This window comes from Acinetobacter sp. YH12255, assembly GCF_013417355.1.
Taxonomy (GTDB): Bacteria; Pseudomonadota; Gammaproteobacteria; order Pseudomonadales; family Moraxellaceae; genus Acinetobacter; species Acinetobacter pseudolwoffii.
The window spans coordinates 1-21,941 of the sequence record NZ_VPEC01000035.1; the positions used below are offsets into that span (position 1 = coordinate 1).

Annotated in this window: 23 protein-coding genes and 1 rRNA gene; 5 read left to right on the forward strand and 19 right to left on the reverse strand. The window is 45.2% G+C overall.

Translation table 11 applies throughout. From position 1 onward, the window contains the following. Both rrf and FTV30_RS12645 read left to right on the forward strand, forming a co-directional pair. Window positions 1-108 (forward strand): 5S ribosomal RNA (gene rrf, locus FTV30_RS12640); the annotation flags it as partial. A gap of 251 nt (window positions 109-359) precedes the next feature. After that, complete coding sequence (locus FTV30_RS12645; RefSeq protein ID WP_074383804.1) at window positions 360-1,532, forward strand: PQQ-dependent sugar dehydrogenase; 1,173 nt, start codon at window positions 360-362, stop codon at window positions 1,530-1,532. A 665-nt stretch (window positions 1,533-2,197) separates the two neighbouring features. Here FTV30_RS12645 and FTV30_RS12650 read toward each other — a convergent pair. The 5 genes from FTV30_RS12650 to ribF form a co-directional block, all read right to left on the reverse strand. After that, window positions 2,198-2,740 carry an NADPH-dependent FMN reductase gene (locus FTV30_RS12650; protein ID WP_100354971.1) on the reverse strand — a complete coding sequence of 181 codons (543 nt, stop codon included), beginning with the start codon at window positions 2,738-2,740 and terminating at the stop codon, window positions 2,198-2,200. A 135-nt stretch (window positions 2,741-2,875) separates the two neighbouring features. After that, window positions 2,876-3,358, reverse strand: a complete 483-nt coding sequence (locus FTV30_RS12655; protein WP_100354970.1) for a peptidylprolyl isomerase — start codon at window positions 3,356-3,358, stop codon at window positions 2,876-2,878. Further along, the gene (gene lspA / locus FTV30_RS12660) at window positions 3,351-3,890 is read right to left on the reverse strand and encodes a signal peptidase II (protein ID WP_074383807.1); all 540 of its coding nucleotides are present in this window, start codon (window positions 3,888-3,890) and stop codon (window positions 3,351-3,353) included. The genes FTV30_RS12655 and lspA overlap by 8 nt, the downstream gene beginning before the upstream one ends. Then, window positions 3,883-6,729 carry an isoleucine--tRNA ligase gene (gene ileS / locus FTV30_RS12665; RefSeq protein WP_180001714.1) on the reverse strand — a complete coding sequence of 949 codons (2,847 nt, stop codon included), beginning with the start codon at window positions 6,727-6,729 and terminating at the stop codon, window positions 3,883-3,885. Before ileS ends, lspA begins: the two co-directional genes overlap by 8 nt. 64 nt (window positions 6,730-6,793) lie before the next feature. Further along, window positions 6,794-7,795 (reverse strand): bifunctional riboflavin kinase/FAD synthetase, encoded by a 1,002-nt coding sequence (gene ribF, locus FTV30_RS12670; protein WP_180001715.1) that lies wholly within the window; start codon window positions 7,793-7,795, stop codon window positions 6,794-6,796. 243 nt (window positions 7,796-8,038) lie between these two features. Between ribF and FTV30_RS12675 the strand changes: the two genes are divergently transcribed. Further along, a complete protein-coding gene (locus FTV30_RS12675) occupies window positions 8,039-8,602 on the forward strand; it encodes a 5'-nucleosidase (RefSeq protein WP_100357021.1) in 564 nt (187 codons plus the stop codon). 66 nt (window positions 8,603-8,668) lie between these two features. Here FTV30_RS12675 and FTV30_RS12680 read toward each other — a convergent pair whose 3' ends face one another. The 9 genes from FTV30_RS12680 to FTV30_RS12720 all read right to left on the reverse strand — a co-directional run bounded on the left by FTV30_RS12680 (window position 8,669) and on the right by FTV30_RS12720 (window position 17,277). Next, window positions 8,669-9,289 (reverse strand): TetR family transcriptional regulator C-terminal domain-containing protein, encoded by a 621-nt coding sequence (locus tag FTV30_RS12680; RefSeq protein WP_005173402.1) that lies wholly within the window; start codon window positions 9,287-9,289, stop codon window positions 8,669-8,671. Window positions 9,290-9,614: 325 nt separating this feature from the next. Next, window positions 9,615-10,421, reverse strand: a complete 807-nt coding sequence (locus FTV30_RS12685; RefSeq protein ID WP_180001716.1) for an ABC transporter ATP-binding protein — start codon at window positions 10,419-10,421, stop codon at window positions 9,615-9,617. A 20-nt stretch (window positions 10,422-10,441) separates the two neighbouring features. Continuing rightward, window positions 10,442-11,257, reverse strand: coding sequence for an aliphatic sulfonate ABC transporter permease SsuC (gene ssuC / locus FTV30_RS12690; protein WP_180001717.1), 816 nt, complete (start codon window positions 11,255-11,257; stop codon window positions 10,442-10,444). Continuing rightward, on the reverse strand, window positions 11,257-12,432 hold the full coding sequence (gene ssuD, locus FTV30_RS12695; RefSeq protein WP_180001718.1) for an FMNH2-dependent alkanesulfonate monooxygenase: 1,176 nt from the start codon (window positions 12,430-12,432) through the stop codon (window positions 11,257-11,259). Before ssuD ends, ssuC begins: the two co-directional genes overlap by 1 nt. 36 nt (window positions 12,433-12,468) lie before the next feature. Next, window positions 12,469-13,464: an aliphatic sulfonate ABC transporter substrate-binding protein gene (locus FTV30_RS12700; RefSeq protein ID WP_180001719.1), complete on the reverse strand. Its 996-nt coding sequence runs from the start codon at window positions 13,462-13,464 to the stop codon at window positions 12,469-12,471. A gap of 24 nt (window positions 13,465-13,488) precedes the next feature. Beyond that, a complete protein-coding gene (locus tag FTV30_RS12705) occupies window positions 13,489-14,445 on the reverse strand; it encodes a sulfonate ABC transporter substrate-binding protein (RefSeq protein ID WP_064102562.1) in 957 nt (318 codons plus the stop codon). Window positions 14,446-14,778: 333 nt separating this feature from the next. Then, window positions 14,779-16,122, reverse strand: a complete 1,344-nt coding sequence (gene argA / locus FTV30_RS12710) for an amino-acid N-acetyltransferase (RefSeq protein ID WP_180001720.1) — start codon at window positions 16,120-16,122, stop codon at window positions 14,779-14,781. A gap of 133 nt (window positions 16,123-16,255) precedes the next feature. Further along, on the reverse strand, window positions 16,256-16,642 hold the full coding sequence (locus tag FTV30_RS12715) for an RcnB family protein (RefSeq protein WP_005173379.1): 387 nt from the start codon (window positions 16,640-16,642) through the stop codon (window positions 16,256-16,258). Between the two features lie 245 nt (window positions 16,643-16,887). After that, window positions 16,888-17,277 (reverse strand): RcnB family protein, encoded by a 390-nt coding sequence (locus tag FTV30_RS12720; RefSeq protein WP_005173376.1) that lies wholly within the window; start codon window positions 17,275-17,277, stop codon window positions 16,888-16,890. 119 nt (window positions 17,278-17,396) lie between these two features. Between FTV30_RS12720 and FTV30_RS12725 the strand changes: the two genes are divergently transcribed. Further along, complete coding sequence (locus FTV30_RS12725) at window positions 17,397-17,576, forward strand: hypothetical protein (protein WP_225553372.1); 180 nt, start codon at window positions 17,397-17,399, stop codon at window positions 17,574-17,576. A gap of 14 nt (window positions 17,577-17,590) precedes the next feature. Here the strand turns inward: FTV30_RS12725 and FTV30_RS12730 are convergent, their stop codons facing one another. The 5 genes from FTV30_RS12730 to ubiG form a co-directional block, all read right to left on the reverse strand. Continuing rightward, window positions 17,591-17,746 (reverse strand): hypothetical protein, encoded by a 156-nt coding sequence (locus FTV30_RS12730; protein ID WP_005173373.1) that lies wholly within the window; start codon window positions 17,744-17,746, stop codon window positions 17,591-17,593. A 181-nt stretch (window positions 17,747-17,927) separates the two neighbouring features. Continuing rightward, window positions 17,928-18,347: a hypothetical protein gene (locus FTV30_RS12735; protein WP_074383818.1), complete on the reverse strand. Its 420-nt coding sequence runs from the start codon at window positions 18,345-18,347 to the stop codon at window positions 17,928-17,930. 361 nt (window positions 18,348-18,708) lie between these two features. Then, entirely contained in the window at window positions 18,709-19,455 is a 747-nt protein-coding gene (locus tag FTV30_RS12740) for a YciK family oxidoreductase (RefSeq protein ID WP_180001721.1), read from the reverse strand. Between the two features lie 39 nt (window positions 19,456-19,494). Continuing rightward, the gene (locus tag FTV30_RS12745) at window positions 19,495-20,184 is read right to left on the reverse strand and encodes an HAD family hydrolase (protein ID WP_159516510.1); all 690 of its coding nucleotides are present in this window, start codon (window positions 20,182-20,184) and stop codon (window positions 19,495-19,497) included. Continuing rightward, entirely contained in the window at window positions 20,181-20,909 is a 729-nt protein-coding gene (ubiG, locus tag FTV30_RS12750; protein WP_180001722.1) for a bifunctional 2-polyprenyl-6-hydroxyphenol methylase/3-demethylubiquinol 3-O-methyltransferase UbiG, read from the reverse strand. Before ubiG ends, FTV30_RS12745 begins: the two co-directional genes overlap by 4 nt. A gap of 227 nt (window positions 20,910-21,136) precedes the next feature. Between ubiG and FTV30_RS12755 the strand changes: the two genes are divergently transcribed. Then, entirely contained in the window at window positions 21,137-21,751 is a 615-nt protein-coding gene (locus FTV30_RS12755) for a thiol:disulfide interchange protein DsbA/DsbL (RefSeq protein ID WP_005173368.1), read from the forward strand. Window positions 21,752-21,941 lie beyond the last annotated feature (190 nt).

Consider the following 21,941-nt stretch of genomic DNA (forward strand, 5'->3'; position numbering starts at 1 on the left):
ACAATAGCAAGAGTGAACCACCTGATCCCTTCCCGAACTCAGAAGTGAAACCTCTTTGCGCTGATGGTAGTGTGGGGTTACCCATGTGAGAGTAAGTCATCGCCAGCTCATTATTCGAAACACCCCCAACTTAACAGTTGGGGGTGTTTTTTTGTGCGCGGGATAATATTATAAGTAGATGAAATTGGGGCAGGTATTTAGATGCTAGATCCAAAAGTAAAATCAAAGCCATTCAAATACTATAAAACGAGTCTCTGCTGTTGCTGCAAATATATCTGTTTACTTTTCTATGCTGAATTTCTGTGAAGACTTGTGTATTGTGATATTAATTTAGAGAATAAAAAAGCGTGGAGAGGATGATGGTAGCGCAATTTAAAATAAAAATTTTACTCAGTTGTTGTGCTTTGGCATTGACTGCCTGTCATGCCGATAACTCATCTTCTGGCAGTATTCAAGAGGCTTCCACCTCATCTTCTAAATCTGAAGCTACAGCCTCAAATGTACAAAAATATAAGATCGCACAGGTGGCACAATTTAATGAGCCGTGGGCAATTGCATCACTCAAAGATGGCCGTTTACTGATTACCGAACGTAAAGGAAAATTACAACTTTTTGATCCACGTACCAAGCAGAAAGTCGAAGTTAAAGGTATTCCTCAAGTTGCCTATGGTGGCCAAGGAGGCTTGGGTGAAGTCGCTTTACATCCGGATTTTGCAAACAATCAGTGGGTCTATCTCAGCTATGCTGAACAAGGTCAGGGTGGCTATGGCGCAGTGGTGATCCGTGGCAAACTGGATTTAAACCAGACTGCCCCTCAATTGACTCAAATTGAACGGATCTGGACTCAAGTCCCTAAATTTTCAGGGCAGGGACATTATGCACACCGGATTGTATTTGGACCGGATGGCAAGCTCTGGATCGGTTCAGGGGAACGGCAGCAATTTACTCCAGCACAGGATATGCAGTCCAATGCCGGTAAAATTATTCGTTTAAATGATGACGGTTCAATTCCTGCTGATAATCCTTTTATGAATCAGGGTAAAATTGCCCAGCAGATCTGGAGTCTTGGACACCGCAATCCTTTAGGCATGGCTTTTGATCCACAGGGGCAGTTCTGGGTGATTGAAATGGGTCCCAAAGGTGGGGATGAGCTGAATAAGATCATCAAAGCTAAAAATTATGGCTATCCAGTGGTGTCAAATGGTGATCATTATGATGGCAAGCCCATTCCCGACCATGCTACTCGCCCGGAATTTGAAGCGCCAGCACTGGATTGGACGCCGGTCATTTCTCCTTCAGATCTGTTGTTTTATACAGGAAATGTATTTCCACAATGGAAAAATAAAGCGATCACGACTGGTTTGTCTTCCAAGGCGCTTGTGATTGTGGATACGACACAGAATCCGGTCAAAGAAGTCCAGCGTGTGGATATGAAGGAGCGGATTCGTGGCGCGATTCAGGCCAGTGATGGTACGCTTTGGATAATTCAGGATGGCACGCAAGCCAAGTTATTAAAAATGACCGCACCTTAATCCTTTGTTTGAAAGGCTGCATTTGGACATGAAATATCGAGCGAGGCAGAATGCTCATGATCTGCTGACGATCTGAATAAATTTTTTTTTAAGATGATCCTGATATGAAAGAAAAAGGCCTCGACATCCTGTGAAGGCCTTTTCATATTCTGGCAAAGGTATAATGTCTGTTATACCGATCAGCATCCTGCTTTGTAAATCTTTTTATTTTTCTGACAAGACTGCCTGTCTTGGTATGACTCGAATATAGCCCGAAGTAGTGCAGCCCAATAGGGCATTTGACTGCATCGATTGTAGGTCAAAGCTGACAGGTGAATTTCAAAAATAGCAGTGAAAGAATGACTATTTAACCAAAGCAGCAGTCCATCGTTTTTATTAAATCAATCATTAAACCCAACCTGAATATTTTAGTTTGAGCAGGATCTAAGCTTTAAAACAAAAAAGCCTCAACATCCTGTTGAGGCTTTTCTGGATTTGCTTCTCAGATCTGACTCCTGTCTAATCTGTCAACGTCCTGTTGATTTGCGCTTGTTATTGTTGTCGTATCGCTTTGCAGACGTCCTGTCTGTCTATGTAGTGACTATAGTCCTAACTAAGCGTAGTACATAGCCGCTAAATGCAGCGGTCGCTGTAGGCGAAAACCTACGATGCTGTCGGCTAAAGTCTCAAGCACTGACATACTGAATTAATTTATCCACCACTACTTTTAGATTTTTAGTATCAAATTCATTGCCCTGGAACGAATAATCCTTATTTCTTGCGAAGATGTCACGGATTTCAATCACGGCATTGGTATCGATCAGTCCAAGTTGAGTCCCGACCTGACGAATCTGGTCTATTGAACGTGAACCGTTGGTGACACCATAACCAATATAGGCTGCCGGTTTGCCTTGCCATTCCTTGGCGAGGTAATCCAGCGCATTTTTTAGCGCAGGGCTGTAGCCATGATTATATTCAGGTGTGATAAAAATAAAGGCATCGCCGCGCGCAATTTTGTCTGCCCAGTCTTGCTGTTTGGGCTGATCATAGATCCCGGTCAGTGGCGGATGAGCACCGCTAAAGAGTGGAAGAGCCCATTCTTTTAAATCGACAATTTCAATTTCAAGCGTACTAAAACCATAGCTTTTAATTTCCTGCAGTACCCAGTGCGCCACTTTAAGCGCGGTACGCCCCTCACGTACACTGCCGACCACAATATAAATTTTCATGCCTATTCCTTTCTGGGTTTCTTATCATCCAATTAAATTAATCAGATTTCAGAGAGGTGACTAGAGATGATTTGTATCCTGAGCATAAAAAAGCTCCCGAAGGAGCTTTTAAAAATCATGCGATTAGCAGATGTTTTACATCAACTTTAGGCCTTGCTGACCGGCAGGGGTTACTTTAAAGATTTCCACTTCAAAGGTGATGTTCTTGCCTGCCAGTGGATGGTTAAAGTCCACTTCGGTGATGTCATCATTGACTGAACGTACCACACCATACAAAGTCGCCTTGGCTTTGTCTTCAAACTCGATCATGTGACCCTCGATCGGACGTTCTCCAAACTTCACCGTATCGAACTTCTGGATGTTTTCCGGATTCCACGGACCAAAAGCATCTTCCGGAGGCAGACTTACGGTACGACGGTCACCGGCACGTAAACCAAACAGTGCTTTTTCAAAGCCCGGTAATAAATTGCCATCGCCAATCGTGAGGCTGACTGGTGCTTCACGGCTACGAGTATTGTCAATTTCTACGCCATTTTCGATCGCGACAGAAAAGTGCAGCTCGACCTTAGAGCCGTCTGCAACCCGGGTTTCTTCATTAGGATGAATAAAATCAGTCATGTTGTGCTTGCGCCCGTTGAATTCGATGTTTTTCTAAGAAAAAGGTATCAATTAGCATCAGAATAGTGCCAAGCGTGATGGCACTGTCTGCGATATTGAAAGCAGGGAAGTGGCTGTTCTGGTAATACACATGAATAAAATCGACCACATAGCCGAGACTGACCCGGTCGATTAAATTACCGATTGCACCACCCAAAATCAGGGCAATTGCTAGCGGTAAAACCTTCATGTTTTTTGGCATACGCATCAGCCAAAAAACAAAGATCACAGACACAATCCCTGCCAGTGAAGTAAAGAAATAACGTTGCCAACCACCCGCATCGGACAGAAAACTAAAGGCAGCGCCATAGTTATGCAATAGTGTCCAATTTAAAAAGGGCAGCACAGGGATAGGATCTGCATAGTTCAGATTCGTCACTGCAATCCATTTGGTCCATTGATCCAGAATGATCGCCACAATGGCCAGCCCAATCCACCATAAATTATGTGGATAGAACTGGAATAAGCCCTTTTTAGTCTGGGTATTAGGCATATTTTCTCTCTTCGCCTTGGCCTGTAGGAAGGTTAATAATACAACGGCCACAGAGTCCTGGATGTGAGCTATGTGTATTTACATCCGGAAGCACGTGCCAGCAGCGTACACATTTCTCGCCATCTGCCGCAGAGACTTTCACGTTAAGCCCTTCAAGATCTGAGGCTTCACCTTGTGTAGCCTCAAACTCGTTCACGATCACTTGCGAGGTAATCAGAACGAAGCGTAATTCATCATCGAGACGGTCAAGTACGGTTTTCAGTTCTGTAGTTGCCCACAGTTCAACTTTCGCCGACAGGTTCGAGCCGACTGTTTTGGCACCACGTGCAGTTTCAATAAACTTGTTCACGGCCGACTTCACCGCAATCAGGGTTTGCCATTCTGCTTCTGAAATCACGTTGGCTGTAGACGCGACCGGAATGTCATACCATTCAGTGGTGAATACATATTTCTCTGATTGCTCAGGAATAAGTGGCCAAGCTTCTTGTGCAGTAAAGCTCAGGATCGGTGCCATCCAGCGCACAAAGGCCTGTACCAAATGATACAACGCAGTTTGTGCAGAATGACGCGCTTTTGAGTCCGCTTTGGTGGTGTATTGACGGTCTTTGATGATGTCGAGGTAGAAACCACCGAGGTCGTTGATACAGAAGTTAGTTAATGCGCTGGTCACGATATGGAAGTTCATATCTTCATAAGCTTGCTGAACGGTTTTCTGAACTTCCGCTGCACGTTGCAGGATGTATTGATCCAGTGCAATCAACTGATCGACTGGTAATGCATCTGTTGAAGGTTTGAAGCCATTCAAGTTCGCTAACAAGAAACGCAAGGTGTTACGGATACGACGATAACCATCGGATGCACGGCTAAAGATTTCTTTACCCGCGGTCATTTCATAACGGTAATCCGCAGAGGCGATCCAGAAACGCAAGCCGTCTGCCCCCATATCTTTAATGATGTCTTGCGGTGTGATTACATTACCGATTGATTTCGACATCTTGCGGCCTTTTTCATCGACCACGAAACCGTGAGTCAGCAAGCCTTTATACGGTGCGCGTTCATTGATGGCAATCGAGGTCAATAACGATGACTGGAACCAGCCACGGTGCTGGTCTGAACCTTCAAGATACAAATCAGCAGGATCAGTTAAGTCTTCACGTTCACGCAGTACCGCATAATGGGTGGTACCAGAGTCGAACCAAACGTCTAGCGTATCGCGTACAGCATTGTATTGCTCCGCGTCCGCACCGATGAATTCAGATGCATCACGGTTGTACCAACCATCAATGCCTTCTTGTTCAATCAGTTTTGCTACGATTTCGATTAATTCAGGTGTACGTGGGTGCAATTCATTGGTGTCTTTATGTACGAAGAACGGAATTGGCACGCCCCAAGTACGTTGACGTGAAATACACCAGTCCGGACGACCTTCGATCATGGCCTGAATTCGGTTTTTACCCCAATCTGGAACGAATTGGATGTCATTTTCAATCGCATTCAACGCGCCCTGACGCAGGCCTTTGGCATCCATGCTGATAAACCATTGTGGTGTGGCACGGAAGATAATTGGGGTTTTATGACGCCAGCAATGTGGGTAGCTATGCTTGATTGGCTTATGTGCCCACAGCTTATTGGCTTCACCCAGCGCCGCAATAATTTGTGGATTGGCTTTATAAATGTGCTCACCCGCAAACAGTGGCGAAGTCGGTAAATACACCCCATTTCCGCCGACTGGATTGTCAACCTTCAAGTTGTACAATAAGCCCACTTTATAGTCGTCCACACCATGGCCGGGTGCGGTATGAACTGCACCGGTACCGCTGGTGGCAATCACGTGTTCGCCCAAGATCACTGGTACTTGACGATCGCTAATTAAAGGATGTTGCAGAACAAGGTGTTCAAGTTTGCTACCGCTAAAGCTTGCAATTACTTCGAATGAAGTAAAACCATAACGCTCAGTTGCAGATTCCACCAGATCTTTGGCCAGGATAAAGTTTTGTGCTGCTTTTTCGTCACCACGTGCTTTCACCAGTTGATACTCAATTTCGGCATGTACAGCAACGGCCTGGTTGGCAGGTAGTGTCCAAGGCGTGGTGGTCCAGATGACGATGTCTGTTGAATCACTAACAGTTACACCCAAACGTGCAGATAAATCCGCTAAATCAACCACCGTAAAACCGACATCAATGGCATCTGATTTTTTATCTTCATATTCAACTTCAGCTTCAGCCAAAGATGAACCACAGTCCAGACACCAGTTCACCGGTTTCAGACCCGGCTCGATATGACCGGCTTTGGCAATCGCACCCAATGAACGTACGATGTCGGCTTCCTGTTTGAAGTTCATGGTCAGGTAAGGGTTGTTCCAATCACCGAATACACCCATACGCACGAAGTCTTTCTTTTGCAGTTCAACTTGGGTGTAGGCATATTCACGGCAGGCTTTACGGAAGGTAGAGGCATCTACCTTGACGCCGACTTTACCGACTTTTTCTTCAACTTTCAGTTCGATTGGCAGACCGTGACAGTCCCAGCCCGGTACATAGGGTGCGTCAAAACCATCCATGACACGGCTTTTGATGATGATGTCTTTTAATACTTTATTGACCGCATGACCCAAATGGATTTGACCATTTGCATAGGGAGGGCCGTCATGAAGCACGTATTTTTTCTTGCCAGTACGCGATTCACGAATCTGCTGATAAATGTTGTCGGCATACCACTCTTCTAACCATTTCGCTTCACGTACTGCCAAATTTGCTTTCATTGCAAAGTCAGTACCTGGGAGGTTTAGCGTGGCTTTATAGTCCACTGCATTTTCAGGAGTTTGCTTATCGCTCATGCAAGTCGTCTTCCAATCTAATCAGTTATGTCACTGACACGTTTTACAATAAAAATATGGGATATTAAAAGGGAAATGTGGGGTGATTTCGACGAAACTCAAGCAGTTTCTCGACATCATCATCAATTCCGGCTTTTAGCGCTTCAAGCGAAGGATAGTCCTTTTCGCCATGTAAATAGTTTAAGAACGTCACCCGCATCAACAGGCCATACAGATTAGCAGAAACATTTGGAAAATGTACTTCTAATCGCCACTCTGGATGTGCTTGTTTAATGGCTGGACGTGTGCCGACATGCCCTGCCCCAAACAGGGCAGTCGGGTCATAACCCGCAATACCGGTTTGAGTTGCAGAGTCAGCTTTTACTTTGTCTTTTAAGGATTGTGTTTCGCAAATAACTTCAACCCCATAAATTCCCTTCAGGCAGGGCTTATGACGGTTGAGCCGTACATTAATAGTGGGAAAATCAATGGTTCGACCAATCTGATCGCCATATTGCACCCGCCCGGTAATGCTATAAGGACGACCCAGCAATTGTGCGGCCAAGGCTAAATCACCGGCTTGCAAGGTCTGGCGAATCCGGGTGGAACTGACGCGTTCACCATCTAGCGCAATAGTATTTAAATTGGTCACTTCAAAGCCATAATTGCGCAGGAATTCGCTGTTGCCCTGGCGATTTTTACCAAAGTGAAAATCATCGCCTAAGACCAGATGCCGGGCATTCAGTTTTTCTTTTAAAATATCGGCAAAGGCTTCTGCGGTCAGGCTGCGAAAAGTATGATCGAATTTCGCCACCGCAATATAGTCCACACCGAGTTCAGTCAGGTATTCGACTTTTTCACGTAAGGATGAAATCCGCGGTGGGGCTTCATAACCCTTAAAATATTCAAGAGGTTGCGGCTCAAAAATCATTACAACAGATTTTAAACCCTGTGCTTCAGCCACCTGTTGCAGCTGACGGATCATCGCCTGATGACCTAAATGCACGCCGTCAAAATTGCCGATCGTCAAGGCCGTTTTGGGTAGTTCAGAATGAGATGCTAAAGCATTTAGACGGAGCAGCTGCATGGGCAAATCAAGTGCTTGGAAATATCGAGAGGCTATATATTGCCATAATCTCGCCGTTTCGTCTTGTTGTTGTGTTTTTATGCAATATTTTTCTTGAAAATTCATTTTCCTGAATATCAAATCAGATTGTTTTTCGACGCTTTAAATGGATCCGATCAGCGCATTCCTGCTTTTCATTCAGCGAATTTTGCTTTCTAATGTCAGCGCTTTTCTTTGTATTTTTCTTTGTATCAGGTATTTCAAATGTCCAATCTGGCACTCATCATGGCGCTACCCAATGAATCAAAAGGCTTGTTTGAAGCTCAAGGCATAAATGTGCATTACAGCGGGATTGGTAAAGTGAACGCAGCCTTTAAAGCCTTCGAGGTGATTCAAAAAACGGGCTGCACAACCTTGCTGAATTTGGGTACAGCTGGCAGCTCGCATTTTAATGCCCATGAACTGATTGAAGTCAGTCAGTTTGTACAGCGTGATATGGATGTTTCACCACTTGGTTTTGAAGTCGGTGTAACACCCATGGATCAGGATTATCCTGCCGCGATTGAACTGGAGGCTTTCTTTGAACATTTACCCAAAGGAATTTGCGGGACAGGCGACAGTTTTGAAACCGGTAGTGCGAAAGTGCCATGTCATCTGGTCGATATGGAAGGTTATGCCCTGGCAAAAGTGTGTAAGAAGCTCGGTGTTCGCCTGATTTCAGTCAAGTATATTACGGATGGGGCCAATGAGACTGCGCATCTGGACTGGGAAGAAAACCTGTTACTGGGTGCGAAAAAGTTATTAGATTTATATCGAATGGTAAAATAAGAGAGAAGGGTAAGTTTGCTCGGCGACCATAGCAGCTATGGTCGTATGCCAATCAGAAGCGCTTGCTTATTTATCCGTACGTGGAATCACGCCGTATAACATCATATTGACCGTATGCTGGATAATGCGTTGCTGCATACTGCGGTTACGCAAGGTTTTCCCTGTCACCATTTCCATCTGGGTCGAAAAATCTGCATAGTTCTGGGTAAGGGCCCAAATATTCAGAATCAGCAATTCAGGATCGATATCTGCTGAAATCTTGCCCTGTTCCTGCCAGTTAGAAATGACTTTGGCCTTACGCTTCACCAGTTTCTTTAGCGGGCCTTTTAAAATTTCCAGTATATGCGGTGCGCCTTGGATCACCTCTAAAGCAAACAAACGAGATGCTTTAGGCTGGGTACGCGATACTTCAATTTTTTGCATTAAATAGTTGGTAATCGCTTCTTCAGGCTCAAGTTCGGCCTCAAGGGTTTGTAAAGGCGCCAGCCATTTTTGTAGAACGGTGGTCAATACCTCTACATAGAGGGCTTCTTTATTTTCATAATAATAGAAAATATTCGACTTATGCATTTCTGCAATCTGTGCAATTTCATCTAGACTTGCCCCATTAAAACCGTACAGGGAAAATACATCTAGTGCAGCATTCAGCAGCTGGTTGCGTTTTTGAGTACTCTTTTTTTGTTCCATTAGCAAATATAAAAAACAATGAAAAAATGGGAATCCTCAATTGTACGGCAAATCATCAGATTTGTGCACACAGTCCATGGCTAATTTTTTGAATAATGATGATTTATTCTCTAGATCAATATTTAAAATGGCTTAAATGCATCAAGCCAGAGCAAAAAATGCAAGTTTATGAAAATACTTAAATTATTGAAATATTTTTATTTTGAAATAGAGTCAGAAAATGAATGCTTTTATGACCCGGATTAGCCTGCAGTTTTAAATTCAGCTCAGGACTTGGCTTGAAGATGAAACCCAAAACTCCCCTATTCTGGGCTTCATCGGATATTTAGGTGGCCAAAACTGCCTGTAAGACTTGCTGTTCCAGTTCTGCAAATTTCAGACTTTTTTGCCGTGGACGTGGCAAGCCAACCCGAAACTCTTTGGCAATATGACCCTTATCCAGCAGGATAATCCGGTCTGCCAGTTGCACTGCCTCACTGACATCATGAGTCATCAGAATCGCGGTAAAGCCTTGCTCGGTCCATAAGCGTTCGATCAGGTTTTGCATCTCCAGACGTGTCAGGGCATCCAGGGCGCCGAGTGGTTCATCCAGCAGCAGAATACGGGGCTGATGCGATAATGCACGTGCTAGGGCAGTCCGTTGACGTTGACCGCCAGACAACTGTGATGGCCACAGCCCGGCTTTTTCTTTTAAGCCCACTTTTTCCAGCATGTGTGAAGCTTTGGCATGTTGCTCTTTGCCGAGGCCTAATTGTACATTCTGTTCGATGCTACGCCATGGCAGCAGGCGCGGGTCTTGAAACATCACCCGAATATCATCTGCAGTAATTCCTTCACGGATATGCCGTGCGGATTTAAACTTGATTTCGCCATAACTCTGTTTTTCCAGATCAGCAATCAGGCGCAAAAGGGTACTTTTACCACAACCACTACGACCGACAATCGCTAGAAATTCGCCCGGTTGAATATGCAGATCCAGATCTTCCAGAACTTTGACTGAACCATAAAATTTGTGCAATTGTTCAATAATGATTTCGGCACCAAGGGCTGCATTCGGATTGATATCTTTCGCAGGTTGCTCGGGTGGTGCAATCGGGTCATTGACATGACGCCCTAAACTCAGATCAGTCATTACATGCTCCTCATTTCAATTTATTTTTGATAGCCGGCATGCCAGCGCAGCAGGAATCGTTCTAAGGCGACTGCCAGCACATCGGCCAGTTTACCGAGCAGGGCATAGAGTAAAATACCGACCAGGACGATATCCGTTTGCAGGAATTCGCGTGCATTCATGGTCATATAGCCAATACCGGACTGGGCAGAAATCGTTTCGGCAACAATCAAAAGCACCCAGACCAGCCCTAGAGAAAAGCGTAGCCCGACTAAAATGGAAGGCATTGCTCCCGGGAGAATAATCTCTTTATACAGCTGCCAACGCGTGAGGCCATAGCTTTTACCCATCTCGATCAATTGTGGATCGACTGAGCGAATTCCGTGATAGGTATTGATATAAATCGGGAAAAATACCCCGATCGCGACTAAAAACAGTTTGGCGGATTCATCAATGCCGAACCAGAGAATCACCAATGGAATCAGCGCGAGCGCCGGAATGTTGCGGATCATCTGCAAAGTGGTATCGAGCAGGGTAGAGGCGATTTTGGATGAACCATTTAACAGACCCAATAACAGACCTAAACCACCACCGACCAATAAGCCGCTGATGGCACGTCCTGCGCTGACTTGTACATGAGTCTGGAGTTCGCCGCTGAGCAATAAATTCCAGAAGGCCAAAATCACTGCACTGGGTGCAGGCAAAATCCGGCTTTCCAGTAGACCTGTGCTGGAAGCAATTTGCCAAATGGCAATCAATACAACTGGAACCAGCCAGGGCAGCAAATACCGCCCCAGAATTGTTCCACGTGAAACCTGCTTTTCTAAGAGGGTTTCAACGGAAACGACTTTCGACATTAAGCAGACTCCTGAATTTTCTCAGCCTGCTTGTTCTCATCCGGTGTGTAGTTATTCGCTACGATTTCACCGAATGGACCCGTCAAGTTTGGTTGAGCCAATTTTTTCTGGGTTTCCAGTGGAAGGAATGGGAACACCAGTTCGGCAAAACGGATGGATTCTTCCAGATGCGGGTAACCAGAAAAAATGAAAGTATCAATTCCTAAGTCCGCATATTCCTGAATACGTGCTGCGACAGTTGCTGGGTCACCGACCAATGCAGTCCCTGCGCCACCACGCACCAGTCCTACACCGGCCCAGAGGTTTGGCGATACTTCCAGCTTGCTACGGTCGCCGTTGTGCAATTCAGCCATACGACGCTGACCGACCGAATCCATAGATTTGAACTTGGCTTGGGCCGCAGCGATGGTGGCATCATCGACATATTGAATCAGTTCTTCTGCTGCCGCCCAGGCCTGTTCATTGGTTTTACGCACAATCACATGCAGGCGAATACCGTAGCTCAGTTCACGACCCTTAGCGGCTGCCTTGGCACGCACATTTTCAATTTTTTCTTTCACGGCAGCAGGTGGTTCACCCCAGGTCAGGTAAGTGTCCACCTGATCGGTGGCCAGTTCAACCGCATCATCTGAAGAACCACCGAACCAGAGTGGCGGATGTGGCTGTTGTACAGGTGGATAGAGGAGTTTGGCATCATCGACACTTAAGCGTTCGCCGTGGAAAGTGAAGCTTTCACCAGTATGTGAACGTTTTAAAATTTCACGCCAGATGGTGGTGTATTCAGTGGCCGTTTTATAGCGGGTTTTGTGATCTTCATAGACGCCGTCACCTTTTAGTTCCTGCTCATCACCACCAGTCACTAGATTTAGCAGCACCCGGCCATTGGATAAACGGTCAAAGGTTGCAGCCATACGTGCCGCCAGCGCAGGTGTGGTCACCCCGGGACGAAGTGCCACCAGAAATTTTAATTTTTTCGTTGCATCAATCAAACTTGCTGCTGTTAACCAAGGATCTTCACATGAACGGCCTGTGGGAATCAGGACACCTTCATAACCTAAATTATCGACCGCAACTGCAATCTGCTTCATATAGGCATGATCGACTTGGCGTGCACCTTTGCTGGTGCCCAAGTAGCGACTGTCACCATGTGTTGGGATAAACCAGAAAATTTTCATGTGATATTCCTTAAATTAAATGATCTTTTTTGCTAATCAATGTGTAGCTGCTGGCGACCAGATCTGTTGCTGGACGCTGATGGTTTTGGGAATCAGTTGAACCTGCTGGAAGAGATCGGCAATATTCTGTTGGGCTTTGATCACTTCCGTCGTTAAAGGCTGAACCGGCGAAGGTTTAAGACGACGCTCAAATGCAAGCTTTGCCACTTCTGGTTTCAGACCGGTACTTTTCTGATAAATATCTAGGGCTACAGCCTGGTTTTTAAGAATCCACTGGTCAGAGGCATTTAAAGCCTGAATAAACTTCTCGGGACTATCCGGATGCTTCTGAATAAATTCGGGATTGCCGATATAAAAGGAGTAGGTTTGCGGAAAGTCACTGGATTCAATCAGTACCTTCACCTGGCTGTCGAACTCGGCTGCGCCCAGGAAGGGATCCCAGATTGCCCAGGCGTCAATGGCTTTTTTGTCAAAAGCAGCACGTGCATCCGCGGGTGGAAGCCAGACGGCTTGAATCTCTGGCCAGCTTAAGCCGGCTTTTTCCAGAGTTTTGGCCAGAAGTTCATGGGCACTTGAACCTTTCTGCACCGCGATCCGTTTTCCTTTCAACTGTTGAATCGTCTGGATGGCACTGTCTTTCGGCACGACCACGGCCAAAGAGTTTCCAGCCACTTTTTCAAAGGCTACATAGCTCAGGGCTTTATCTGCAGCCTGGGCAAAAATGGGTGGGGTATTCCCTACATAGCCATAATCCACTGCACCGACTGCCAGTGCTTCCAGCATTTGTGGACCCGCCGGAAACTCTTTCCACTCAATTTTGGTATTGGGAAATTGTTGTTCTAACAGCTTTTCATTGCGTGCTACCAGCAGATTCAAGGCTGATTTCTGAAAGCCAATCGCAATGCTTTGTACCTGTTGTGCTGCTTTAGTTTCTGCAGCAGCCGTTTGCTGTGATTCCTGTTTCTGGCAGCCAGTCAGACTAAAGCTCAATAACGCTAAGCTGATATAAAAAACTGTTTTTAAATGACTCATTTTTATTCTCAAAGTATTCTGCTGTTATTTAATAATTGCTGCATCAATATTCAGCTTTTGTGGAATTAGCTGCTGCGCATAAAACGCATCGGCGACCTGTTGCTGTTTTTGAATCACGTCAGTCGTGAGGGGTTTAACACCGAAGCCCATGCGTGAAATAGAGGTTTTTAAGACATCGACGGCCAGACCTGTCGGTTTTTGCAGGAGCTGAGCAGCAGCATCCTGATTTTTTGCCACCCAGTCCGTGGTCAGGTTCAATTCATTGACAACTGCCTGTACCACCTGAGGATGGCTTTCTGCGAACTTGCGATCTGCCAGATAGAACTGGTGGTTGCTCACCACATTTTCACCACTGGCAATGACACGCGCACCAATCTGATGTTCAGCAGCTGCAAAAAACGGATCCCAGATCACCCAGGCATCGACTGCACCACGTTCAAATGCAGCACGTGCATCGGAAGGGGGTAAATAAATTACTTCGATATCATCAAGGCCAAGCTGGTTGGCTTCCAGAACTTTTAACAGTAAGTAATGCACATTTGAACCTTTGTTCAGGGCCACCCGTTTGCCTTTCAGATCCTGAATGGACTGGATTGGTGAATCTTTCGGTACAATTAAGGCTTCGGCTTTAGGTGCTTGCGGCTGATTGGCCACATAGACCAGATTTGAGTTGGCCGCCTGAGCAAAAATCGGCGGTGCTTCACCGGCTTCACCAAAAGAGACGCTGCCAACGTTCAGTCCCTCAAGCAGTTGCGGACCAGCAGGAAATTCTACCCATTTCACATTGATCCCTTGTTGCTTCAAGGTCGTTTCCAGCGTGCCGCGTTCTTTTAAAATCGGTAATACGCCGTATTTTTGAAAACCGATATTCAGGGTAAGGGTATCTTCCTTTTTCGAGCAGCCTGAAAGCATCATGACACCCGCCATCGCAGTACCGAGTACCACAGTCTTTGTTAAAAACTGAACATGAGATTGGCGCATGAATCAAAACTCCCGAAAATGACAAACTATTGAATGAAAACTTAGGGACACGCTAATCGTTTTTGTTTTTCTAAAAAAATAACTATTCAGGAATTTCTAATGAAGAAAAAAGATAAATAAAAAAGCGCAAAACTTATGCGAAAAAGTGATTTATATAAAAATGAATATTTACTATTTAAGTTAATTAAGATTTTGAAATATATAATTATATTTTTAAGTTAAATATGTTGATATGTTTATCTGAAAAGCAGCAATACAATCTTAACAACTAAATCAAAATTACAAGATATCTTTATCTGAAATTAAGCTAAGGCACCAAAAGAAAAAGTCACTTTAAAGTGACTTTTTGCAAACAATGGAATTGCGTTGATAATTATAAAAAGCCTGACGGGCATCCGGCAGATCATCGACTGAAGCCGGTTCAAAGCCCTGTTCCAGAAACCAGTGCGCGGTACGCGTGGTTAAAATAAACAGCTGCTGAATCTGCATGCTTTTGGCTTTTTCTTCAAGATAATGCAAGATCTGGCTACCGCGATTGGACTGGCGATAACTTGGATGCACTGCGACACAGGCAATTTCTGCAGAACGTAATTCATCGCCCGTGGTCGGAATCGGGTAAAGGGCTGCACAGGCCAGAATCATGCCATCCCGTTCAATCACGGCAAACTGGTTAATTTCATTTTCCAGACGCTCACGGGAACGATAGACCAGAATCCCTTCTTCTTCTAATGGACGCAGCAAGCCGATCAGGCCACCGACATCCTGAATATCTGCCATTCGCACTTCTTCATAATGCGCGTCAGTGACCAAGGTGCCAGAACCATCACGGGTAAACAGCTCTTCAAGTAGCGCACCATCATAGGCATAGGAAATCAGGTGCACCCGATGTACGCCGTTCATGGAGGCCTCTTGTGCTGCCTTAAGTTGCAAGCCTCTTTCAAGCCCATCTTGTTCTGCCGGAATATAGTCATCCAGCTGTTGCGGGGTGACTTCGCGTTTGAGCTGGCCGTTACTGTCCATTAAACCATGCTGCTTGCCCAGAAAAATCAGCTTATCTGCCTTCAGTCGAATCGCAGTTTTGGTCGCAACTTCTTCAGCCAATAGATTAAAAACTTCGCCGGTGGTGGAATAACCAGTCGGGCCAAGCACCACAATATTATGGCTGTCCAGATGTCGCTGAATCGCATCGGTATCGACCGCGCGGACTTCACCAGTGAGCTGAAAGTCTATGCCATCACGAATGCCATAAGGTTTGGCCGTCACAAAATTTCCTGAAACCGTATCAATACGGGCACCATACATCGGTGAGTTGGCCAGTCCCATAGACAGCAGGGCTTCAATTTGCAGACGAATCGAACCGACCGCATTCATCACACAGCTTAAGGATTCACGTGTGGTTACCCGGCGCTGCTGATGAAAGGGCGTACTGATCTGGCTCTGCGCCAGATTCTGGTTAATTTGCGGACGCGCACCATGTACCAGAATCAGCCGAATGCCCAAAGAGTGCAATAAGGCGATATCGTGAATGATATGTTGAAAATTGTCATTTAAGACCGCTTCACCATCAAACATGATTACAAAGGTTTTGTTGCGGTGCGCATTGATATAAGGCGCAGAATGGCGAAACCAGTGCACATATTGCAATGTTGTGCTGTGTGAGGTTTCTGCTGAAGTCATGCCTGTGCCTATTTCAATGATTGAAGATCCAGCTTTGATTCTAATGAAAAAAAACGCAAGTGGAAGTGCAGAAATAAAAAAACACCTGAAGGGTACTTCAGGTGTCTGCAAGACGAGCAGCAATGGAGAAAAATTAATTGATGATTCGTACAATTCTATTGCTACGTTCATTGACCAGAACGTAGTCATTGTTGACTTTGTACCATTGCTGGAAACGGCCGGTATTCGGTAAACGGCGAGCTTCGCGATCACTGACTTCAAAACGCTTGTTATCGTATTGACGCGGTAAGCTTTGTCCTACGCGCCAGTCACGGCTTGGATTAACCATACGGTTGTTATGGCGGCGGTCATCATTCCAGCGACGGTCGTCATTCCATTTTTTACTGTCTTTGGCATTCCAGTGCGGTGCCGGTTTATGCGGATTATGGTTATAACGCGGATCATGCTGTGGTGCTGCCATTGCAGAAGTAGCCAACAAAGCACTTAGGGATAACGCAATTGTAGTTAGGACTTTTTTCATGGCTCTCACCTAAAATGTAGATCTGATTTCGATGAGATTAAATTAGCGAATAAGTACATAGAAAGCGTGAGGGCTATTTAGTTAAATTGTTAAATTCATGAAGAAATTTAGAAGATAAATCACTTGAACCAAAAGTGTGAAAATCAGCAGGAGTTTTAATTCAAAAAATTTCAATTGCTGAAAATAAAAAAGACCCAAACATGGTTGAGTCGATAAGAGGATCGGAGCTTGAACAGGATGGTGAATTAATCCCCCACAATCCGGATAATGCTGTTATTTTCAGAATTGACCAGAATATAGTCATTGTTAATTTTATACCACTGCTGTTTGCGATCTGGTCGAGGCAGGTTATGCTCTTTATATTCGACTTTATAGCCATTGCCACGATAATGTTGCGGCATGACATAGCCAGGCTGCCATCTGAGCTGTTGCAGGCGTTTGACTCCGCGTTCTTCACGCATACGGCGTTTATCATGTTGCCCTTGATCATTTTCACGGAATTCACGGCCTTTCTTGCCATGCCCATGACGGCTATCCATTTGTGATTCAGCATTGAAATGAGGGGAGGCTATTGCAACATGACTCAGCATGAATGTACTGCAGGAGATCGCTAATGCCACCAAAACCTTTTTCATGTTGAACCCTCATTAAATCGTTCATGTTCTACTGTGTCTAATATACGGAAAGATTACAGAGAAACTGTGAAGAACAGGCACCAGTTTTATAACAAATGCAGAGATATTATGATTATGTCATGATTTTACATGAGCTTAGGCTGCGCATTTGTCCGATGACCCGACAGGCTGAGCCTAGTTCTTATCTCATCAAAGTGGGGGCAAACATGCAAGCTAAAATCGATGATTTAGCTCAAAAAAACAGCATTGAAGTCACACCGAAACGATTTATGATCGGCTTAAAACACAGAAAATTCTAAAAACTTTCTGGATATTAATTCCATTGCTCGGTCAAACCTTGCAAGGACTGAATCGCTGCAGCCACCGATTCAGCTTGAACTGCATCATCGAGTGCCACAATGAGAGCCTCGGATAACTGCAAATGTTCGATGCGGCGAATGGTGTCAATTTTACGTTTTTGGTCAGCCATGCTGTGTTCCTGATTTAAGCTATATGGGATCAGAAAAGCATAGCTCAGAACAATTTATTTGAAAAACCGAATAATTTTATAAATTTGATATAAAAAATCGATTGATTGTCAGGCTGATAAAACACAGGCTAAAAAAAGGCACTTTTAGGAAGTGCCCTCATAGATATAAATTGCGTGGCTTTTAATATGCGTAATTCAGATCGGTATAATCGTTAAGTGATTTCTGTACATGTGCCTGAATAAAGCTACGGACATCTTCGGCAGTCATGGCTTTCCCCTGATTGCTGATCACATGCTCGATTTCGGGTTGGCCTTCAATTTTAATGCGATAAACAAAATGCTTGGCCAGACGATAGCGATCGTCTAATTTTTCAATTCCGGTCACATAATAATACGCATGTTCAAAATTCAGATCACTATGTGAAAAAACAAACTGATCGAATAATTTCAGTTTCTGACCATTTTCGAGTGCCTTGATGTCATCCACAATACTGGCTTCAAACTTGGTGTCATATTTTTCTGAAATCGGCTGTTGATCGATCAACAGTGAAACCATGCCATCTTCCAGGTTGCTTACGGTCATGTTGTTTAATTCAGTCATGGTGCACTCGAGTGAAATTTGTTGGAGCTTAGTATGCTGTAATTTGAGGGGAACTCAAGGCTGGCTGTATCAGGCTGCGGAAGATTTATTCACTGTGCGAAGCTCAAACGGAAATGAAAAGGCAGCGATTACTGCACTGCTGTCTCATCATCTTTTCTTCAGATATTTAAATGGCTTATGTCGACGAAATCCTACTTTTGACAGACCCAAAGTAGGCAAAAGTCTTTTGTGCGCCATACCCAACATCCTTGTCAGGATGGCTAAGGTGTGACATTCCTGTCACACTCGCGTATCCAAAATCCACTCAATACAATTGTGGGACAGCAACAGCAGGCGCTTGCTGATATTAAATCAAGATGTTTTAATCTTGTGCATCGATACTCTGACCATTCATATGCAGACTGTCATCACCCATCAGATACAGATAGGCCGGCATAATGGAATCGGGTGTAGGCAGGGTCTTTGGATCTTCATTGGGATAGGCCTTGGCGCGCATGGCAGTACGTGTTGCCCCGGGATTGATGCAGTTATAGCGGATATTCGGATGCACCTGCTCTTTGGCAAATAACTGGTTCACCGCTTCAATGGCAATTTTAGACACCGAATAAGCGCCCCAGCGTTCGCGGGCTTCGCGGCCTACACCTGAACTGGCAAACACCACCGAAGCATGCTCGGATTTTTCTAATAAGGGCAACAGCGCCTGGGTCATGATAAAAGGTGCCCGCAGATTGACCGCCATGACATCATCCCAGACATTCACCGGATAATCCGCCAGCGGAACCCGTTCACCTAAAATCCCGGCATTATGCAGAATTCCGTCCAGACGGCCAAACTGACGATCCAGGGTATCCAGCAAAAGTTCATAATCACGTTCCGAGGCGCTCGAAAGCTGTAGCGGCAAGATGGCAGGTTGCGGCGCACCTAAACTTTCAATTTCATCATAGATGACTTCGAGTTTGTTTAAGGTACGTCCATGCAGCACCACAGTTGCACCATGCAGGGCATAACTGATTGCTGCTGCACGTCCAATGCCATCGCCCGCACCTGTGATCAGGATAATACGATCTTTGAGCAGATCGGGGCGAGGTTGATATGCTGAATATTTCATTATCTACCTCCTCATTTCTTATTGTTCAGTTTTAAGCTTTTAAGATACCGCAGTCGGCTGTTTGAGTAGCAAGGTCTGAATCAGCTGATGTAATTCTGCAACAGTATCCACTATATAGTCGGCTTGCCAGGCTGTTAAGTCATCTTTGTATTGCAGTGGTAAATAACCATAAGCTGCCAGAACGGTTGGCATCTTGGCATGACGCCCCGCATCAATATCGCGCGGATGATCGCCGATATAAATACAGTCTTCAGCCGCAAGATTCAGTTGCTTGGCAGCCAGATACATCGGTTCAGGATCAGGCTTGGTTCGGGTGACATCTTCCGGACAGACCAGCACGGCACAGCGTTCACTCAAATTCAGTGCTTTCAGTAAAGCCTCACTGAGCCAGCGTGGTTTATTGGTGACGATACCCCAGGGAATATCCTGTGCTTCCAGTTGTTCCAGTAAAGGATACATGCCGTCAAACAGATCGGTATCGACTGCAATATCTGCGCCGTACCTGTCCAGAAAGCGCTGACGATGTTGCAGAAATACCGGATCTTCCAGCTGCATTTCCGGATAGACCAGTTTCACCATGGCGCGTGCGCCTTCGGAGACCTGAGTCCGGATCAGTTCGGGTTCGACCAGCGCGCGGCCTTCTTCACGGCACATCTGCTGGATAATCCGGATAAAATCGGCCGCGGTATCAATCAGGGTGCCATCGAGGTCAAATAAAACGGCTTTCATGTGCTGGTCTCGTTCTGGCTTTCTTTGACTGTATAGACCATATAGTTGACATCGGCATTTGGTGCCAGCCAGTAGCGTTTGGTGAGCGGATTGTAGTGCAGACCGGTCATGTCTTTGAGTTTTAAGCCGGCATTGCGAATATCGTGCGCCAGCTCGGACGGCTTGATAAATTTGCTGTAATCATGGGTGCCTTTGGCCAGCATCCGCAGCACATATTCTGCACCAATAATGGCAAATAAATACGATTTCGGATTACGGTTAATGGTCGAGAAGAACACATGGCCACCTGGCTTGACCAGCTTGTGACAGGCCTGAATAATCGAGGCCGGATCTGGCACATGTTCCAGCATTTCCATGCAGGTCACAATGTCGTATTGGCCAGCCTGCTCCTCTGCCAGTTGCTCGACCGGCACCTGACGGTATTCGATATTGCTGACACCTTCCTGTTCGGCATGAATCTGCGCCACATTCAGCGGGGCAGCACCCATATCGATGCCGAGTACATCGGCACCGCGGCGCGCCATACTTTCGGCCAGAATGCCGCCACCACAGCCGACATCCAGGATTTTCTTGCCGCTCAGGCCACCGGCATGTTCATCAATCCAGTTTAAACGTAGCGGATTAATCATGTGCAAGGGGCGGAACTCAGAATGCTGATCCCACCATATAGCTGCAAATGCTTCAAACTTGGCAATTTCTTGTGGATCAACATTCAATTGCGACATCGGTGTCACCTCAATCAGTCGTGATTATCTAAAAATACATAGGGGCCGAATGGCCAGAGTGACTGACTTAAAACCTTGAAAATCAGTCCTCTGCTTTAGTGTAGCGTTTCTGGCAGAAAAAGCGATAAAAGCAGCAAAAAAGTTCACAGAATGAAAACGAAATCGGCATAATTGATTTATAGTGAACCCATACACTAAGCATAATGATTTAGAGGACGATAATCCCAATGAAAAAATTCCTTTTAGGCGCTGTTGCCGCATCTGTTTTGGCCTTTTCCGGCAGTGCTATGGCCAATTTTGTGGCAGGTCAGGACTATCAGGTGGTCGCACAACCAGTCAAAGTCGAAAAACCGGGCAAAATTGAAGTACGTGAATTCTTCTGGTATGGCTGTGGTCACTGTTTCATGCTGGAACCACATATGCAGGGCTGGTTGAAAAAATTACCTAAAGATGTTCGTTTTGTACGTACACCTGCTGCGATGAATCCACTCTGGGAACAGGCGGCACGTGCTTATTATGTGTCTGAAGCCTTGGGTGTACGCCAAAAAGCCCATTTGCAGTTATTCCATGATATTCATGACAAGCAGCGCCCAATTTTAGAACAGGCACAACTGGCCAAGTTCTATACCCGTTATGGTATTTCTGAAGCAAAATTTAACACGACTTATAAATCATTCCCGATTTCGTCAAAAATTGCCCAGGCCAAAAATCTGGCTGCTCAATATCAGTTAAGCGGCGTACCGGCGGTGACTGTCAATGGTAAATATATTGTGCAGGGCAATGATGCCAAAGTAATTCAGGTGGTGAATTACCTGATTGAAAAAGAGCGTAAAGCCAAATAAGAAATAACCGAGTATCCGTAAAAAACCTGCATCAATAATGCAGGTTTTTTTATTCAGATGGGGGAGTGATTGATAGTAAATAATTATATTGACAAATATAGTCAAACATATACAATTTAGGTATTAAATTTTAAAAAAACTTGCAATGAAATACTTGACTGAAAGCTTAAAGAAAGTAGAGCAAGACCTT

Excerpts from the sequence above, each read along its gene's own strand:
- lspA (WP_074383807.1), bottom strand. The coding sequence starts at position 3,890 with ATGCCTAATACCCAGACTAAAAAGGGCTTATTCCAGTTCTATCCACAT.
- FTV30_RS12705 (WP_064102562.1), bottom strand. The coding sequence starts at position 14,445 with ATGCGCCAATCTCATGTTCAGTTTTTAACAAAGACTGTGGTACTCGGT.
- FTV30_RS12755 (WP_005173368.1), top strand. The coding sequence starts at position 21,137 with ATGAAAAAATTCCTTTTAGGCGCTGTTGCCGCATCTGTTTTGGCCTTT.
- FTV30_RS12745 (WP_159516510.1), bottom strand. The coding sequence starts at position 20,184 with ATGAAAGCCGTTTTATTTGACCTCGATGGCACCCTGATTGATACCGCG.
- argA (WP_180001720.1), bottom strand. The coding sequence starts at position 16,122 with ATGACTTCAGCAGAAACCTCACACAGCACAACATTGCAATATGTGCAC.
- ileS (WP_180001714.1), bottom strand. The coding sequence starts at position 6,729 with ATGAGCGATAAGCAAACTCCTGAAAATGCAGTGGACTATAAAGCCACG.
- FTV30_RS12725 (WP_225553372.1), top strand. The coding sequence starts at position 17,397 with ATGATTTTACATGAGCTTAGGCTGCGCATTTGTCCGATGACCCGACAG.
- ssuC (WP_180001717.1), bottom strand. The coding sequence starts at position 11,257 with ATGTCGAAAGTCGTTTCCGTTGAAACCCTCTTAGAAAAGCAGGTTTCA.
- FTV30_RS12720 (WP_005173376.1), bottom strand. The coding sequence starts at position 17,277 with ATGAAAAAGGTTTTGGTGGCATTAGCGATCTCCTGCAGTACATTCATG.
- FTV30_RS12650 (WP_100354971.1), bottom strand. The coding sequence starts at position 2,740 with ATGAAAATTTATATTGTGGTCGGCAGTGTACGTGAGGGGCGTACCGCG.
- FTV30_RS12685 (WP_180001716.1), bottom strand. The coding sequence starts at position 10,421 with ATGACTGATCTGAGTTTAGGGCGTCATGTCAATGACCCGATTGCACCA.
- FTV30_RS12700 (WP_180001719.1), bottom strand. The coding sequence starts at position 13,464 with ATGAGTCATTTAAAAACAGTTTTTTATATCAGCTTAGCGTTATTGAGC.
- FTV30_RS12645 (WP_074383804.1), top strand. The coding sequence starts at position 360 with ATGGTAGCGCAATTTAAAATAAAAATTTTACTCAGTTGTTGTGCTTTG.
- ribF (WP_180001715.1), bottom strand. The coding sequence starts at position 7,795 with ATGCAGCTGCTCCGTCTAAATGCTTTAGCATCTCATTCTGAACTACCC.
- FTV30_RS12655 (WP_100354970.1), bottom strand. The coding sequence starts at position 3,358 with ATGACTGATTTTATTCATCCTAATGAAGAAACCCGGGTTGCAGACGGC.
- FTV30_RS12730 (WP_005173373.1), bottom strand. The coding sequence starts at position 17,746 with ATGGCTGACCAAAAACGTAAAATTGACACCATTCGCCGCATCGAACAT.
- FTV30_RS12715 (WP_005173379.1), bottom strand. The coding sequence starts at position 16,642 with ATGAAAAAAGTCCTAACTACAATTGCGTTATCCCTAAGTGCTTTGTTG.
- ssuD (WP_180001718.1), bottom strand. The coding sequence starts at position 12,432 with ATGAAAATTTTCTGGTTTATCCCAACACATGGTGACAGTCGCTACTTG.
- ubiG (WP_180001722.1), bottom strand. The coding sequence starts at position 20,909 with ATGTCGCAATTGAATGTTGATCCACAAGAAATTGCCAAGTTTGAAGCA.
- FTV30_RS12675 (WP_100357021.1), top strand. The coding sequence starts at position 8,039 with ATGTCCAATCTGGCACTCATCATGGCGCTACCCAATGAATCAAAAGGC.
- FTV30_RS12735 (WP_074383818.1), bottom strand. The coding sequence starts at position 18,347 with ATGACTGAATTAAACAACATGACCGTAAGCAACCTGGAAGATGGCATG.
- FTV30_RS12680 (WP_005173402.1), bottom strand. The coding sequence starts at position 9,289 with ATGGAACAAAAAAAGAGTACTCAAAAACGCAACCAGCTGCTGAATGCT.
- FTV30_RS12740 (WP_180001721.1), bottom strand. The coding sequence starts at position 19,455 with ATGAAATATTCAGCATATCAACCTCGCCCCGATCTGCTCAAAGATCGT.